This is a genomic window from Lampropedia aestuarii, from assembly GCF_004803635.1.
Lineage (GTDB): Bacteria > Pseudomonadota > Gammaproteobacteria > Burkholderiales > Burkholderiaceae_C > Lampropedia > Lampropedia aestuarii.
In genome coordinates this window covers 36,207-52,224 of sequence record NZ_SSWX01000011.1, presented here as the reverse complement: position 1 = coordinate 52,224, position 16,018 = coordinate 36,207, and the positions used below count along the sequence as shown (strand labels likewise).

The window sequence follows — 16,018 nt, the reverse complement described above, 5'->3', positions numbered from 1 at the left end:
GTGGTGTGCGTTGCGCCATCGCAGGCATGGCCCTCACTTGGGCGCTGAACGCAATGGCAAATACAACTGGCTGCCAACGGAGAACAGGGTGCCAGCGGCTGCATCGCGACCAAGGTAGGCAATGCGGCTGATGCCGGTGCCGGCAGTAACACCCGTCTCGTTATTGAGGAGTTGGCCGTAAAAATCGGACAGGCCCCGCTCCCATTTGAATATGAACTGGTAGCTGCTGGTGTCAGCATCTTCTGTTGGGGGGGTGTAGCTGCACAGGGTATTGCCTTGGCCCAGAGTACTGGCCAGTGAGACAAAAGAGCAGTTGAATAAGCCATCATCAGAGCGGATGGTGCTGCCTTGCACATTTGATAATGTCGTGCTCAAGGCTGCTTTGCCAGGAACGTTAAAGCGCCAGAGACCAGCGAGTGCGCGGGCATCAGGCGGGCCGCTGAGTGCAAAGCGCACGATTTTCCGCGCTGGTTCTCCGGGCAGCGCGATCGTGCCTGTTGTCATGGAGTCAAACGACAGACTGGCTTTGCCCGGATTTTGCTGCGTGCTGGCCAGTGGCTGACGCAATTCAATCTGGCTAATATGACCTGGCACGAAGGGGCTGGAGCCGATGTGGAAGGTGGCATCGCCTGATGGTTCGTAGCCGAACACTTGCAGAGCCAGCGTATCGCCATCGACATCAATGGCAAAGCCGCGGCCCGGCTCGCCATTGAGCTCTTCCGGAATGACCCAGATACCGCTTTGCGGCACCACATATTGCACATCGGTAGCGGAGTAAGCGTAGTACAGACTCTCGCCTGTGCGCAGATTATTGGTCTCATAAAAATGGCGCACCCCCCGCAGTTGAGCGCGGGCTTGCTGGGTCAGGCCTTGGGCATCGGTGCGGCTGTATTGCAGCTGGCCAACGACCTCGTTGCCAACAATTTCCAGCGACAAGCTGGCTTCGACGCCTTTTTCAAGCCATTCGCCTGCACATTGCAAACGCAGTGATTGCTCAATGGTGCCTGGCTGCGGTTCTTGCTCCTGTTCTTGCTCTGGCGCAGCTGCAGTGCTGGGCGGCTCATCGCAGACAAAGCGCTCAGGCATGTCTTCGCGTGAGACATTGAGCTTGAGTACGAATTCGCCACTTTGTGCTTGGCGCGTCACATTCAGCAGAAACGATGCGTCTGGCAGCAGGTTCTGCGGCCCATCAACTGCGTGGAGCTGGCCCGTGAAGGCGTCGACCGTCTGCACATCGGGATTGGCGGCGCGGCGCGTATCGAGTTGAAGGCGCTCTATTGGCAAGGCCGGCTCGCCAGGAAATTGTGCCGTGCCGGTGAATGAGCTGGTAAAGCGCAGAGAGATTTCACCAGTGCTGCCTGCCAAATGGGCGGACTGGGCAGGGCCGCCAAGGCTGCGACCACCATGGTATTGCTGCAGTGTTGCTTGCACGGCGCTGACGGTCTGTGGCTCGGTCGCATCGGCTTGGAGCGCGCCAGCAATCACGGAAAACATCGGTTTGCCTGTGGCATCGTAGTCGCCAATTTGGGCCAGCAACACGCTGTCTTGGACATCAATGGCCAGGCTTCTGCCAGGACTATTGGGGGCTTTGGCGGGGTTTTTGACTACCCAAATACCGCTTTGTGGCGTTGGCAAAGCACTCTCCTGGGCTTGCGCCAACCCAGCAAAGCCGAGTGCGCACCCAAGGAGCAGGCTCAAACCGACACGGACAGGCCATTGTGCTGCCTGCCGCAGATGGTGCAGAAAATGACAGTTCATAGACCTCCATAATGACGCAATAACAAGCGAATGGAAAGAAAATTAACGTCAATTAATGACAAGAGTGCATCTGAATGCATGCTGTCACGTCAACCTCTCATGTAAGAGCCGTTCAACGGCTCCACGCAGTCACGCAAGGCACAAAAAAAGATGCTGTGCAAGGCGCTTGTTGCCGTACCTGCGTCTGTATCGGTACAGCCGGCAACGCTGCAATGCATTTTTGAGCCTCACCTTTCGGGTTAAAGCCCAAAAGACCCATCGCAGCGATGGCTTATTGCTAAAAAATATTTCAAATAAAACGATTTTTATAGTTTTTTGACGTTGTTGTTGAACAACGCGGCTTTAGATTGTCTTCAAATTGTCATTTGTAAACGCTCCAATGCGCATCACTGCACGAGTTGGTAGTGCCCTGGCCGCATAGGGCTGGCGCGATCAGACGCAGCTTGGCAGTGGGGACTCCTTGAGAGTTCCTTTTGCTTTTCTCAACCCACGCAGCCCCCGGTTTGAAGGCGGGGGCGCAGTCAAAATCTGTTTGGAGTCTCGACTATGAAGAAATTATTGGTAGCTGCTGCAGCTCTCAGCGCTTTGGTTGGTGGTGCATCTGCACAGTCCAATGTCGTCTTGTATGGTGAACTGGATGCGGGCGTTGGCCAGCGTTACACCATGAACAAAACTGGTTTCATTTCGAACTACGCAGGCACATCGCGCTGGGGCCTGCGTGGCAGCGAAGATCTGGGCAATGGTTTGAAGGCCAACTTCAACTTTGAATCCGGCACGATTGATCTGGGCTCCGGCGCGGTCGGCGGCAATGGCGGCTTCAATCGCCAGGCATGGGTGGGTTTGAGTGGTGGTTTTGGTAGCCTGATGATGGGCCGCACCACAACGCCTCAAAACCGCATCATGGGCACGTTCGACCTCAACGACACCGCTGATGGCTCTTCTGCCTTGAAATACGTTGGCCTGGCCGCCAATGGCAGCTTCGCTGGTTCACGCCAAAATAGCCAGTTCCAGTACGCCACACCTAAATTCGGTGGTTTCGAAGCCCGCGTGGCTTACGTCTTCAAAGACGACCGTGGTGGCACACCGAACAAAAACTTCATCCAGGTTGCTGGTCGCTACACCGGTGGCGGTTTGACTCTGGGTGCTGCAATTCAGTCCAAGCTCAGCAGTGCAGAAGGCCACCGCACCGGCTATGCGCTGGGTGCCAAGTACGATTTCAAAGTCGCCGTTGTCAGTGGTTTGTACACACAGCGCGAGACCAAAGTCGGTGGTAAAGGCTTTGGTTTGGGCGTTGCCGTCCCATTTGATCAATTCACAGTCGGTGTGCAAGCTGCTCGTTTGACCAACAGCGCCAACGCCAGCTACAAAAAAGCCACTTCTTATGAGGTGTTTGGTAACTACCAATTCTCCAAACGCACGCGCTTGTACGCTGCTTACGGTAACTTGAACAACAAAGCCCAGTTGCTCAACGGCACGACTGTTGATGGTGTGCGCATGCCTACTGCCAAAGACAACACATTTGGTATCGGCATCGTGCACAAGTTCTAAGCACGGCTTTTGTAGTCGACTCCATGCCAGTAGAGCTGGCACTGTCCTTGCTTGATTCATTGCCAAGCAGGGACTGTATTCAATAAACATTACAGCCGCATTGAAGCGGATACTCCAAGGATATTTGAGCCGCCGTGGTGGGCGGCTCTTTTTTGTCCGTCAATCGATGGTTGGCACAACGGCTGGTATTGCACGCCAATATTGCACGCCAATGGGCACAAGGTGCGTGCTGCAATAGGCATGTCGATGCGATGTCCACCAGGCCCATCCGCAGAGCCGATTGACCCAATGCTACTTGTGGACGTCCTGTTGCGGGACACCGAATGCGAGGAAACCCATCGCTGCCTCCGTAAAAGCGACGATTCACCATCTCATGCAGACTGCGCTGCAGCACACAAGAATACGTTGCGCAGCAAAAAGGCTGTCGGTCTAACTGACAGACGAGAGTTTTTAATAAAGCAGCCTGATCTTGCTGGGCTCTAACCAAAAGGGCCAGTTGCAAAAGCGCATAGTGGCTGCCAGTTGTGGCCATACGGGCGCTAGCGCTGCAGCAGGCGCCTTGCACTGCTTGTTCGTGCCTTGCGCGACCGCGTGGAAACGATGATCTGGCTCTGAGGCTATAGAAGCGCGAGTGAGCGTGGTGCATGCATTCAGGTTGTCAGTTCCTGGATAGGCTGGTCTGTGGGGTGGGAGTGACCGTCTTCTAGCAATTTTGGAGCCTCTCTCTGGCTTGCACTGTCTTTGGGCTCATTAAAAGTGCATGATTGCACAGCACCTGTTTGGCATGATCGCAGCGCAATTGCAGCTTCAAGTCAACGATTTGCCCACACAGGACGTTACATCCGGGATCGGGTCTTGCGCTGGCAATGGGGCTCAACGGCAGCGAGTGGCATGATTGACTGGCTTGGTTTGGGTTTGACCTACCACATTGTCTAGCTATCTGCGCCGAAAGCCAATTGCCAGTCATGTATAAAACAAGCCTGTCATGTGTGTTAGCGGCCATGCTGCGCAAATCTGAGCCTGGTGTTGGCATTTGCCGGATCTGCGCTGCAGCCTATAAAGTGTCAATAATCTTACAGTTTTTGGTGCAAATTCTTGTCCCAAAATGGCGCAAGTCCCATTAAGTTCATCTCAGACTGGCTTGAACTCCTCAATAATTGCCCATTTCAGGCCCATTCGTTGAATTTTTCTTCCAAGAAAGTCTCCATCTCTCCTATGACCGCATTCAAGGATATAGCGCTTTTGCGTGTGAACTACCTGCGTGGCCCCAGTATTTGGACTTACCGTGAAGTGCTAGAGGTCTGGCTGGATCTGGGCGAGTTGGAAGCGTATCCATCCAACAAGATTGCTGGCTTTGCCCAGCGCCTGAAGGCCTGGCTGCCGGGTTTGGTGGAACACCATTGTGGTGTCGGCGAGCGCGGTGGTTTCGTCATGCGCCTCGATGAAGGCACTTGGTCCGGACATATTCTGGAGCACATCATCATTGAACTCTTGAATCTGGCGGGCATGCCGACCGCGTTTGGCCAGACTCGCAGCACTTCACAAACTGGCATCTACCGGATGGTATTCCGTGCCAAAGATGAGCAGGTCGCACGTGCTGCTTTGCGCGAGGGCCATCGGCTCATCATGGCAGCGATCAATGACCGGCCATTTGAGGTGGCCAAAGCGGTTGCTGCGGTGCGTGAAGTCATTGAGGAGCGCTATTTGGGCCCCAGCACGGCCGCGATTGTTGATGCGGCATTTGAGCGCCGTATTCCGGCCATTCGCCTCAATGATGGCAACTTGGTGCAACTGGGGTATGGCTCTGCCCAAAAACGCATTTGGACTACGGAGACGGCCAATACCAGCGCGATCGCTGAAGGCATTGCCAATGACAAAGACATCACCAAATCCCTGATTCAAATTTGTGGCGTGCCTGTGCCGGAATGGCAAGTGGCTGAGAGTCCTGCTGAAGCTTGGGAGGCGGCGCAGGACATTGGTTTGCCGGTGGTCGTCAAGCCCTCGGATGCCTCGCGCAATCGTGGTGTGTTTGTGAACCTCTCCACCCAGGCCGAAGTGGAGGCCGCCTGGAGCGCAGCCGAGCCCCATGGCTATGAAGTGATGGTGGAGCGCATGGTCCCAGGCAACGAGCACCGCTTGCTGGTCGTTGGAGGCCAGGTCGTGGCCGCAGCGCGCAGCGAGTCGCTGAAGGTGACTGGCGATGGCCAATCCAGCATCGCGCAACTGGTCGACAAACAACTCAATAGCGACCCACGCAGAAAAGCCTTGGTCAGCGCTGATGGCAGCCAGCCTGCGAGTCAGCCCGTCGCCGATGATCTCAGCACCACCTTCCGTTTGCAGCAGGTCAATGTGCAGCAGGCCGATATCTTGCATGAACTCAAAGTTCAGGATTTAAGTCCTGAGAGTGTGCCTGCCAGTGGCAAGCTGGTCTTGATTCAGCGCAGCAGCACGTTGGTGGTCGATTGCACCGACGATGTGCACCCTGAAACAGCCGAAGCGGCAGCCTTGGCTGCCAAAGTGGTGGGCTTGGACATTGCGGGTGTGGATGTGATGGCCCAGGATATAACGCAGCCATTGGCCCAGCAAGGCGGTGCCATTATTGAGGTCAATGCGGGGCCAGGTTTGTTGATGCACCTCAAGCCCGCTGTCGGCTCACCGCAGCCCGTGGGCCAAGCGATTGTTGAGTACCTGTTTCCAAGTCCGGCTGTGCAAGAGGGCGTGGATGCCAGCGGCCGTATTCCGATTATTGGCATTGCCGGCCGCCATGGCACGACGGGCATTGCACGTTTGGTTGCGTGGCTGCTGCACCTGTCTGGCAAACGCACCGGGGTGGCCTGCCGCCAAGGCATCTTTTTGGACAAGCGCTGCGTCGATCGACGCCAAAGTGACCATTGGGAGGCAGGTAACCGTTTGCTGATGAATCAGCAAATCGAAGTGGCGGTGATTGAAAACAGCCCGCTGAGTATTTTGAAGGAAGGCTTGTCCTACGACCGTTGCCATATTGGTGTGGTCGCTGATATGGCTGGGCACGAAGAGTTGGCTGATTTTGATATCCAGAACAAGGACCAAATGACGCGTGTGCTGCGCACCCAGGTCGACGTGGTGCTCGCTAGTGGTATGGCCGTGCTCAACGCCGATGATGCGCAGGTAGCCGATTTGGCACATTTGAGCGACGGCAGTGTGGTGTTTTACGCCACCGACGCAGAGGCCCTGGCGCGCTGCCAAGCCCAGCAGGCCCATGCGAAGACCGAGCAAGGCAAGGGCGATGCGCAAGATCTGAACGCGCGCTGGGTGCTGCCCAAGGGCGATGCGATTGAATTGTGGAGTGACTCGGAAGTGGCCCATATCGAAGGCTGGCAGGCGCTGAGCCAGCATGCGGCCACTTTGGGCCTGCAGCCAACCCAAGTGCTGGCCAGTGTGGCGATTGCGTGGGCGATGGATACTGCACCTGAGTTGATTGGTGCTGGTATTCGCACCTTCGATCCACGTTTGCCTGGTGTGGCCAGTCAAACCAAATCATGGGGTTAAGTGTGCTGATGGCGCACTCTGGCTTGCCTGTGCTGGTGCGGCGCAGTGTTTCGATTGCTGCCGGCCCACGCCCTCAGTGAATATCGTTGTTTCGATTGCTTAAGACATAACAAAGGTTGTCTGTCATGGAAATTTTGCGCACTCGTGCATTGCGTGGCCCCAATTTGTGGACCCCGAAAACTGCGATGCTGGCTACGGTTCAATGTGCCAGTCATGAGCTGGATATCAACTTGATCAATGGCTTTGCCGCGCAGTTGCGCACCTTGTTTCCTGCGGTGGGAACGCCAACTGCGACGGACAACGGCCCGGTTTCGCTGGCACACGTATTGCAGTTTGCCGCCACAGTGCTGCAGCAAGAGGCCGGCGTGGAGATTGGTTTTGCCCGTACCGTGGCTACGCCTGAGGCCGGTGTGTTTCAGGTCATAGTCGAGTACAAAGAAGAAGCCGTTGGTCGCATGGCGATGGAGCAGGCCGAGGCCTTGGTGCGTGCGGCCTTGGCTGGACAAACTTTTGCCACGGCCGAGGTGATTGGCCAGCTGCGCGAGAAGGATGAACATGAACGCCTAGGCCCCAGCACCGGCTCCATCGCCAATGCGGCGCTGGCGCGCGGCATCCCTTTGCGCCGCCTCACGCGCGGCTCGCTGGTGCAATTTGGCTGGGGGTCTAAGCAGCGCCGCATTCAGGCCGCAGAAGTTGATGCCACCAGCACTGTGGCCGAGTCGATTGCGCAAGACAAGGAGTTGACCAAGAAGCTCTTGATGGCCGCTGGCGTGCCTGTGCCATTTGGTCGTCCTGTGGAGTCGCCAGACGATGCTTGGCAGGTCGCATTGGAGGTTGGCTTGCCCGTGGTTGCCAAGCCGCAGGATGGCAACCAAGGCAAAGGAGTGACTGTCAACATCAACACCCGGGCTGAACTCGATGCGGCCTACCGCGCTGCAGCCAGCTACGGTGTGGTGATGGTGGAGAAATTTTTGCCCGGCCATGACTACCGTTTGTTGGTGGTAGGCAACCGTTTGGCCGCAGCTGCCAGGCGTGAGCCACCACAAGTGGTGGGTGATGGCGAGCACACGGTGCGCCAGTTGGTTGACATCGTCAACTTGGATCCGCGTCGCAGCGATGGCCATGCAACCTCGTTGACGCGAATTCGCTTGGACGATATTGCTTTGGGGCAGTTGGAGTTGCAGCAGCTCACGCCTGACTCCGTGCCTGCAATTGGCCAAAAAGTCGTGCTGCGCCACAATGCCAATTTGAGTACCGGTGGCTCGGCCACCGATGTCACTGATTCGGTCCATCCGTCGGTTGCAGCCAGCGCAATTGCGGCAGCGCAGATGGTGGGGCTGGACATTTGTGGTGTCGACGTAGTCTGCGAGACGGTCGAGCGCCCGCTCGAAGAGCAAGCCGGTGGCGTGGTTGAAGTCAATGCCGCACCTGGTCTGCGTATGCATTTGGCGCCTTCGTATGGCCAGCCGCGTCCAATTGGAAAATACGTGGTTGACATGCTGTTTGAGAAAGGCAACAACGGGCGCATTCCGGTTGTTACGGTCACCGGCACCAACGGCAAGACCACCACTTCGCGTTTGTTGGCGCATTTGCTGATGGCCCATGGTTTGACCACCGGCATGACCAACACCGATGGCATCTACATCAATGGCCGCCAAATTGAAAGTGGTGACTGCAGCGGCCCGCGTAGCGCGCGCAATGTCTTATTCCACCCCGAGGTCGATGCTGCGGTGCTGGAGGTGGCGCGCGGTGGCATTTTGCGTGAAGGGCTGGGTTTTGACCAAAGCCAGGTGGCGGTCGTCACCAATATTGGCGAGGGCGACCATCTGGGGATGAACTACATCGAAACCGTGGAGGAATTGGCGCAGGTCAAAGGGGTGACGGTACGCAATATTTCCCCCAAGGGCTATGCGGTGCTCAATGCGCAAGATCCGCTGGTTGCGGCGATGTCCAGCACCACGGCGGCGCAAACCATTTTCTTCTCGATGGACAAGCACCACCCAGTGCTGGCCACGCACCGCTCTCAAGGCAAGCGCAGTGTGTTTGTAGAAGGTGAGGCCATTATTGCGACCGAGGGCGCTTGGCGCGACAGTATTCCACTGTCTGATGTGCCGATTACCGGCAACGGTCGCATTGGTTTTCAGGTCCAAAACGTCATGGCGGCGGTGGCCGCAGCCTGGGCCTTGGGGATTCCTTCGGAGACGATCCGCCGAGGCCTCTCCAGCTTTGCCAGTGACACCGATAATGCGCCAGGGCGCTTTAACACCTTCAAGATCAATGGCGCAACCGTGGTGGCCGATTACGGTCATAACCCGGATGCGATGAAGGCCTTGGTGCAAGTAGTCGAAGCCACACCGGCCAACAAACGGGTGTTGGTGATCAGTGCGGCAGGTGACCGGCGTGATGAGGACATTCGCGTGCAAACCAGTATTTTGGCGCCTGCGTTTGATGATGCCATCCTGTACCAGGATGCGGCCCAGCGTGGTCGAGAGGATGGTGAGGTGATGGCTTTGTTGCGCGAGGGCTTTGAGCGCGTCAGCAGCCAACCAGGCTATCGCATCAAGCACATGCAGGAAGTGCGCGGTGAAATGCTGGCCATTGATGCGGCGATTGAACGTTTACAGCCAGGTGACTTTTGCCTGGTCTTGATTGACCGGGTGGAAGAGGCCTTGGCGCATCTGCGCGCCAAAGCCGTGGCCACTCCTTGATGCTTGGCTGTAATCACTGGTTGTGAGGCGAAACGGGCATCTGCGGATGCCTTTTTCTTTGTTTGCTTGGTCGTTGTGAGTGGATGCAGGTAGATTGCTAGGCTGCTTGAGCGTTTGTTGGCGGCCGGCGCAAAGAGAGTGAACAGATTCTTAGTCTGTTTGAGATTGATTGGGCCAGTCGAAATACACCGGGTAGAGCGCCTGCACGGTCGGGCCTTTGAAGTCCCAGGTCATGCAGCCGCCCAAATGGGGAGGCGGTGGCCGCTTGGGGTTCGCAGGGGCATCGCGGTAGTAGGCCAGGGCTTTGGGAGCCAGAGTCTGGAAAGCGACGGTTGCCATGTTGTAGAGCAACTCACGCATATGGGTGCAGCCAGCAATGCCGCCTAAATGGGTGTCTATGCTTTTGCGCCAGCCTTGGCCCATCACGCAGCCAATCATTTTGCGCATATGCTGGTCGGCGGAAATGCAAGGGGCGTGTGGGTAGGCTTGCATTGACGTGGCTATATCACGAATCACGAGTTGGTTGTCAATCGTGACGCGAATGCACATGTGATGTACGGGTTCGTCCGCTTGCAGTTGCCGATCTTTGCTGAGATCGAAAGCAAAGGGCTTGTTGTCGATCATTTCAGCCTCAATATCCCACAAGCCATCGCTGCGTTCATAACCATGAAAGCGCGTGGTTCGTGTGTGTGCCAATACACGTTCAGCTGGAGGTGGAAGAGTCATCGTGGAATTGTTTGTTGGTATGGAATCAATGCATTATCTGCTCTTGGCCTGCTGAACAGCTGGCGCTGTTTGCGCCAGTTGCCATAGCGTAGGCTGCAGGTGAGCAGTAAATGCGAGTAGGCAAGCAGCCATGATGCCATTGCAGCGCAGCTGATACTGTCGCCTGCACGAAACACTGGCGGCGTCCTGCTTTGCGTCCAGAGTAGTTTTCAGCTAGAATGCGAAGTGTTTTGCATTTAACCAGATGCGTTGTGTATGTGTTTTATCGCAACACGTAGAGTGCCGCTGCAACTATAAGTAGGTTTCAAATAGAGGCAGCAAGAGCCCCAAGGATGCCCGTCAAAGGGATTCTGGCGGGTCTTGGGTAGTGGTTGCGGGGAGTAGGCGGACAGTATGGGCCGCCTTTTTTGTTCCTGAATGAGACACAGAGTGGCGCTAGTGGCGTTACAGGCATATTTGGGGCGAGCGAACGGGATTGGATCTGTCTATGCACTGCGAAGGCATGCGTAGCAGAGAGGTGTGGTATCAGCACCAACTGACCCGAGGTTTTGCCGCCTGCGGGTTTTTGTTTTTTTATTGTCTTCATTGATGGCTTGATTGCAGCGCGGATGCTGCAAGGCGATCGAAAGTGGGGTTTGAGTTGGCATTGCAGCAAGTGATTGAGCAGACTGTTTTGGGTCTGGGTTTTGATCTGGTGGAGGTGGAGCGCTCTGCCGGCGGCTTGTTGCGTGTCACGATTGACCATCCATGGCAAGCAGAGCAGGAGCGGGTGGGTGAAATCTCCGCTGCGGAATCTGTTGTCGCTCCTGCGGTGGCATCAGCGTATCGCCCTGTGACAGTGGAAGACTGTGAGGTGGTGACGCGCCAGTTGCAATTTGCCTTGGAGGTGGATGGGGCTGATTATGCGAGGCTCGAGGTGTCCTCCCCAGGGATTGACCGCTTGCTGCGTGATGACAAGGATTTGCAGCGCTTTACGGGTGAGATTGTGGATGTCACTCTGAAGGTGGCCATTGGTGCGGCGGCGCAAGGACAGGTAAGTGCTAGTCGCAAAAAATTTCGCGGTGAGTTGATGCCCGCTGAAGAGACAGGCGGTTGGCAAGTCGTTTGGGTCGATGAGCCGCAGCGCAAGCCGGGTCAAAAAGTGAGTAAGAAATACGTGCCACCACCAGCGCAGGCACTCGGCTTTACGCTGGATGAGGTTAAGGAAGTGCGCTTGGCCCCTATTGTTAATTTCAAGGGGCAGTCGGCTAAGTAAACACACAAGTAGTGACGGGGATGGTTTGCGGTCTAGGGGATTGGTTGGCCATCTTGGTTGATAGAAATAGATGAAATTGGAGCCTTCGGGCGGCAGGAGTTGTTCATGAATCGCGAATTGTTGATGCTGGTGGATGCCATTTCACTGGAGAAGAATGTCGAGCGCGATGTGGTGTTTGGTGCTATTGAGCAAGCGCTGGCACAGGCGACCAAGAAGCTCTACAAAGAAGATGTAGACATTCGCGTGCATATTGACCGTGATAGCGGCAACTATGAAACAGCGCGTCGCTGGCTGGTCGTGCCTGATGATGCGGGTTTGCAAAATCCTGACGCCGAAGAGTTGCTGATGGATGCGCAGGACCGCGATGCGGCCTTGCAAGTGGGTGACTATATTGAAGAGTCGGTGGAGTCTATTCCCATTGGCCGAATTGGAGCGATGGCTGCCAAGCAGGTGATCTTGCAGAAAATCCGCGAAGCGGAGCGCGAGATGCTGATCAATGACTTTCTCTCCAGTGGTCAAAAAATCTTCTCTGGTACGATCAAGCGTATTGACAAAGGCGGTGATGCGATTGTCGAGAGTGGTCGGATTGAGGCACGTCTGCGTCGCTCGCAGATGATTCCTAAAGAAAACTTGCGCAGCGGTGACCGTGTGCGGGCGATGATCATGGAGGTGAACTCCGAATTGCGTGGCCCTGCCATCCAGTTGTCGCGCACAGCGCCAGAGTTCATGGTGGAGTTGTTCAATAACGAAGTGCCAGAAATTGCACAAGGCGTGGTTGAGATCAAGTCCTGCGCCCGTGATGCTGGCTCGCGTGCCAAGATTGCGGTGTTTTCGCATGATCCGCGGGTTGATCCGATTGGTACCAGTGTTGGTATGCGAGCCACGCGAGTGAATGGTGTGACCAATGAGCTCGCAGGCGAGAAGGTCGATGTTGTGCTGTGGTCTGAAGATCCGGCCGAGTTCGTGATTGGTGCTTTGTCTCCCGCCCAGGTGCAGTCCATTTATGTGGATGAAGAGACGCACTCGATGGATGTGGTGGTCGACGAGGAAAATCTGGCCAATGCGATTGGCCGGGGTGGTCAGAACGTACGTTTGGCCTCCGACTTGACCGGCTGGAAAATCAACATCATGGATCCCAATGAATCTGCCGAGAAGCAGGCCAGTGAAGATGGCCTCATTCGTGGCCTGTTCATGGACAAGCTCGATGTGGACCAAGAGATTGCGGACACCTTGATTGCCGAGGGCTATACCACTTTGGAAGAAGTGGCGTATGTGCCTTTGCAAGAAATGCTGGAAATTGAAGATTTTGATGAAGATACCGTCAATGAATTGCGTGCACGTGCGAAAAATGCACTGCTGACGCAAGACATTGCCCGTGAGCAGAGCGTGTCTCTCGTAGCGCAGGATTTGCGTGACCTGGAAGGCATTGATGCAGAGTTGTTGGCCAAACTGGCTGAGAACGAAGTGCTCACACGCGATGACTTGGCTGATTTGGCTGCCGACGAGTTGGTGCAAATCGGTGGTATGGATGAGCAGGCTGCAACCGCGCTGATTATGAAAGCGCGCGCGCATTGGTTTGATGGCGATGACCAGGCCTCGCAGGCTTGAGTATCAGGGAGGGCAATAGCAGATTTATGTCGACTAATACCGTTACAGAACTCGCCGCAGAGATCAAGCAAGCACCCGAGTTGGTGTTGCAGCAGCTTAAAGAAGCAGGTGTTGAAAAAAGCTCAGTGAATGATTTGCTCAGCGATGCTGATAAACAGCGCTTTTTGGCACACCTTCAAACAGTGGCAGGTCATGCTGATGACCGCCGCAAAATCACGTTGACCAAACGCTCCACCAGTGCCATCAAACAGTCTGATGCCACAGGTAAGGCCCGCACGATCAATGTGGTCACAAGAAAAAAGCGCACATTCATCAAACGTGATGAGGCCCTTGAGGCAGGCGCTGTAGAACCGGATGCAGACAACGCAGAGATCGAGGCGCCAGAGCAGGCCGATCCCGAGTTGGTGCGCCGTGAAGAAGAAGCGCTGCGCAGTGCAGAGCAGTTACGTCAGCAGGAAGATGCCTTGGCCAAAGAGCGTATAGATCGAACAGAGCGCGAAGAGCGCGAACGCAAAGAGCGTGAAGCAGAAGAGCGGGCGGCTGAGTACGCCCGTCAAGAAGCACAGAAAAAAGCCCGTGAAGTTGCAGAGAAAAAGCAAATCATCCAGGAGCAAAAGGATGGTGCAGCCCAGCGTCTGAAAGAGCAGGAAGAGGCACGGCGCAAAGCGGAAGAAGAGTCCAAGGCCCGTGCGGCAGAAGAGGCCAAACGTGCGACCGACTTAGAGGCCCGTCGCCGTAAGGCCGAAGCCGAAGCGGCTGCGATTCGCTCGATGATGTCTGCGCCGCGCAAAGTGCTGGTGGCCAAAAAACCAGAAGAGCCTGCTGCAGATGCCAAAAAAGGCACGCTGTCCAAGCCCGATGCCAAAGACAAGAAAAAGTCTGATGCCTCAGCAACTAATGCAGCTGGCGCCAAAGTCAAAGAGGTCAAGTCCTCGGATCTGTCCTCGAGCTGGACTTCGGATGACGGCCGCCGCAAAGAAATGAAAACCCGCGGCGATACCACGGCTGGCGTGGGACGCAGCACGGGCAATAGCAACTGGAAAGCCGGTGGCAAAGGCGGTGGCAAGCGCGGTGGTGACCGCCGTGGTGACCAGCGTCGCCACGAACCGCAGCAAGTGGTTGAGGCGCGCGTCCTGGATGTGCACGTGCCAGAGACCATTACCGTGGCCGAGCTGGCCCACAAAATGGCGATCAAGGCCTCGGAAGTCATCAAGTCCTTGATGAAAATGGGCCAGATGGTCACGATCAACCAGCCGTTGGACCAAGATACCGCGATGATTGTGGTCGAGGAAATGGGCCACAAAGCCATTCCTGCAACCTTGGACGACCCTGAGGCATTTACTGAAGTCGAATCGACCCAGTACCAGGCCGAACAAGTCACTCGTGCGCCTGTGGTGACCGTGATGGGCCACGTCGATCACGGTAAAACCTCTTTGCTGGACTATATCCGCCGCACCAAAATCGCCTCAGGCGAAGCCGGTGGTATTACGCAGCACATTGGTGCCTACCATGTACAGACACCGCGCGGCATCGTCTCCTTCCTGGATACCCCAGGCCACGAGGCCTTCACGGCCATGCGTGCCCGTGGTGCTCAGGCAACCGATATTGTGATTCTGGTCGTTGCTTCTGACGATGGCGTTATGCCACAGACCAAAGAGGCGATCAAACACGCCAAGGCAGCCAATGTACCGATCGTGGTGGCAATTACCAAGGCCGACAAGCCCGATGCGAACCCTGAAAAAGTCAAGGGTGAGCTGGTCAATGAGTCCGTCGTGCCAGAGGAATATGGTGGTGATTCGCCATTCATTGCGGTGTCCTCCAAAACCGGCATGGGCATCGATGAGCTGCTGGAGCAAGTCTTGCTGCAAGCCGAAGTGTTGGAACTCAAGGCACCGGTCGATGCAATGGCCAAAGGCTTGGTGATCGAAGCCCAGTTGGACAAAGGCCGTGGCCCTGTGGCAACCGTGCTGGTGCAGTCGGGTACGCTCAAAGTTGGTGACATCGTGCTGGCTGGTCAAACTTATGGCCGCGTACGTGCGATGCTCGATGAGAATGGTGCACGCGTTGAGTCGGCCGGCCCATCGATCCCGGTTGAAATCCAAGGTTTGACCGAAGTGCCGCAAGCTGGCGATGACTTCATGGTGATGAGCGATGAGCGCCGTGCCCGTGAGATCGCTACTTACCGCGCAGGACGCTTCCGCAATACCAAACTGGCCAAACAGCAAGCTGCCAAGCTGGAGAATATGTTTGCCGATCTGACGGCTGGCGAAGTCAAGACTTTGCCAATCCTGATCAAGGCCGACGTGCAAGGTTCGCAAGAGGCGTTGTCGCAGTCATTGCTCAAACTCTCGACCGACGAGGTCAAGGTGCAGGTGGTGTACTCGGGCGTGGGGGGGATCAGCGAGTCCGACGTCAACTTGGCCATCGCCTCTGGCGGTATCGTCATTGGCTTCAACGTCCGTGCGGATGCGGGGGCGCGCAAGCTGGCCGATTCCAATGATGTGGATATCCGTTACTACGGCATCATCTATGACGCCGTGGACGAGTTGAAAACAGCCATGTCCGGCATGTTGGCACCTGAGCGTCGCGAAGAAGTCATCGGCTCTGCCGAGATTCGCACGGTGTTTGTGGCTTCTAAAATCGGTACTGTGGCGGGTTCCTACATCACCTCTGGTTTTGTTACTCGCAACTCACACTTCCGCTTGCTGCGTGACAACGTTGTGGTGTATACCGGCGAGGTCGAATCGCTGCGTCGCCTCAAAGACGATGTCAAAGAAGTGCGCGAAGGTTTCGAGTGCGGTATCAAGCTGCGCAACTACAACGATATCAAAGAAGGCGATCAACTCGAATTCTTCGAAATCAAGGAAATTGCTCGTACGCTGTAAGC

Annotated in this window: 8 protein-coding genes; 6 read left to right on the top strand and 2 right to left on the bottom strand. The window is 55.9% G+C overall.

Features of this window, described 5'->3' with window-relative positions:
* Positions 1 to 33: 33 nt before the first annotated feature.
* Positions 34 to 1,758, bottom strand: a complete 1,725-nt coding sequence (locus tag E8K88_RS09760; protein ID WP_136406482.1) for a hypothetical protein — start codon at positions 1,756 to 1,758, stop codon at positions 34 to 36.
* A 546-nt stretch (positions 1,759 to 2,304) separates the two neighbouring features.
* Here E8K88_RS09760 and E8K88_RS09755 point away from each other — a divergent pair.
* The 3 genes from E8K88_RS09755 to cphA all read left to right on the top strand — a co-directional run bounded on the left by E8K88_RS09755 (position 2,305) and on the right by cphA (position 9,542).
* Positions 2,305 to 3,306, top strand: coding sequence for a porin (locus E8K88_RS09755; protein WP_136406481.1), 1,002 nt, complete (start codon positions 2,305 to 2,307; stop codon positions 3,304 to 3,306).
* 1,215 nt (positions 3,307 to 4,521) lie between these two features.
* On the top strand, positions 4,522 to 6,834 hold the full coding sequence (locus tag E8K88_RS09750) for a cyanophycin synthetase (protein ID WP_136406555.1): 2,313 nt from the start codon (positions 4,522 to 4,524) through the stop codon (positions 6,832 to 6,834).
* Positions 6,835 to 6,959: 125 nt separating this feature from the next.
* Positions 6,960 to 9,542, top strand: a complete 2,583-nt coding sequence (gene cphA / locus E8K88_RS09745; RefSeq protein ID WP_136406480.1) for a cyanophycin synthetase — start codon at positions 6,960 to 6,962, stop codon at positions 9,540 to 9,542.
* 150 nt (positions 9,543 to 9,692) lie between these two features.
* Here cphA and E8K88_RS09740 read toward each other — a convergent pair whose 3' ends face one another.
* Complete coding sequence (locus E8K88_RS09740; RefSeq protein ID WP_136406479.1) at positions 9,693 to 10,268, bottom strand: DUF2889 domain-containing protein; 576 nt, start codon at positions 10,266 to 10,268, stop codon at positions 9,693 to 9,695.
* Positions 10,269 to 10,908: 640 nt separating this feature from the next.
* Here E8K88_RS09740 and rimP point away from each other — a divergent pair.
* The 3 genes from rimP (at position 10,909) to infB (ending at position 16,016) form a co-directional block, all read left to right on the top strand.
* A complete protein-coding gene (rimP, locus tag E8K88_RS09735; protein ID WP_136406554.1) occupies positions 10,909 to 11,523 on the top strand; it encodes a ribosome maturation factor RimP in 615 nt (204 codons plus the stop codon).
* A gap of 105 nt (positions 11,524 to 11,628) precedes the next feature.
* Positions 11,629 to 13,131, top strand: a complete 1,503-nt coding sequence (gene nusA / locus E8K88_RS09730) for a transcription termination factor NusA (protein WP_136406478.1) — start codon at positions 11,629 to 11,631, stop codon at positions 13,129 to 13,131.
* A gap of 26 nt (positions 13,132 to 13,157) precedes the next feature.
* Entirely contained in the window at positions 13,158 to 16,016 is a 2,859-nt protein-coding gene (infB, locus tag E8K88_RS09725) for a translation initiation factor IF-2 (protein WP_136406477.1), read from the top strand.
* Positions 16,017 to 16,018: the final 2 nt, after the last annotated feature.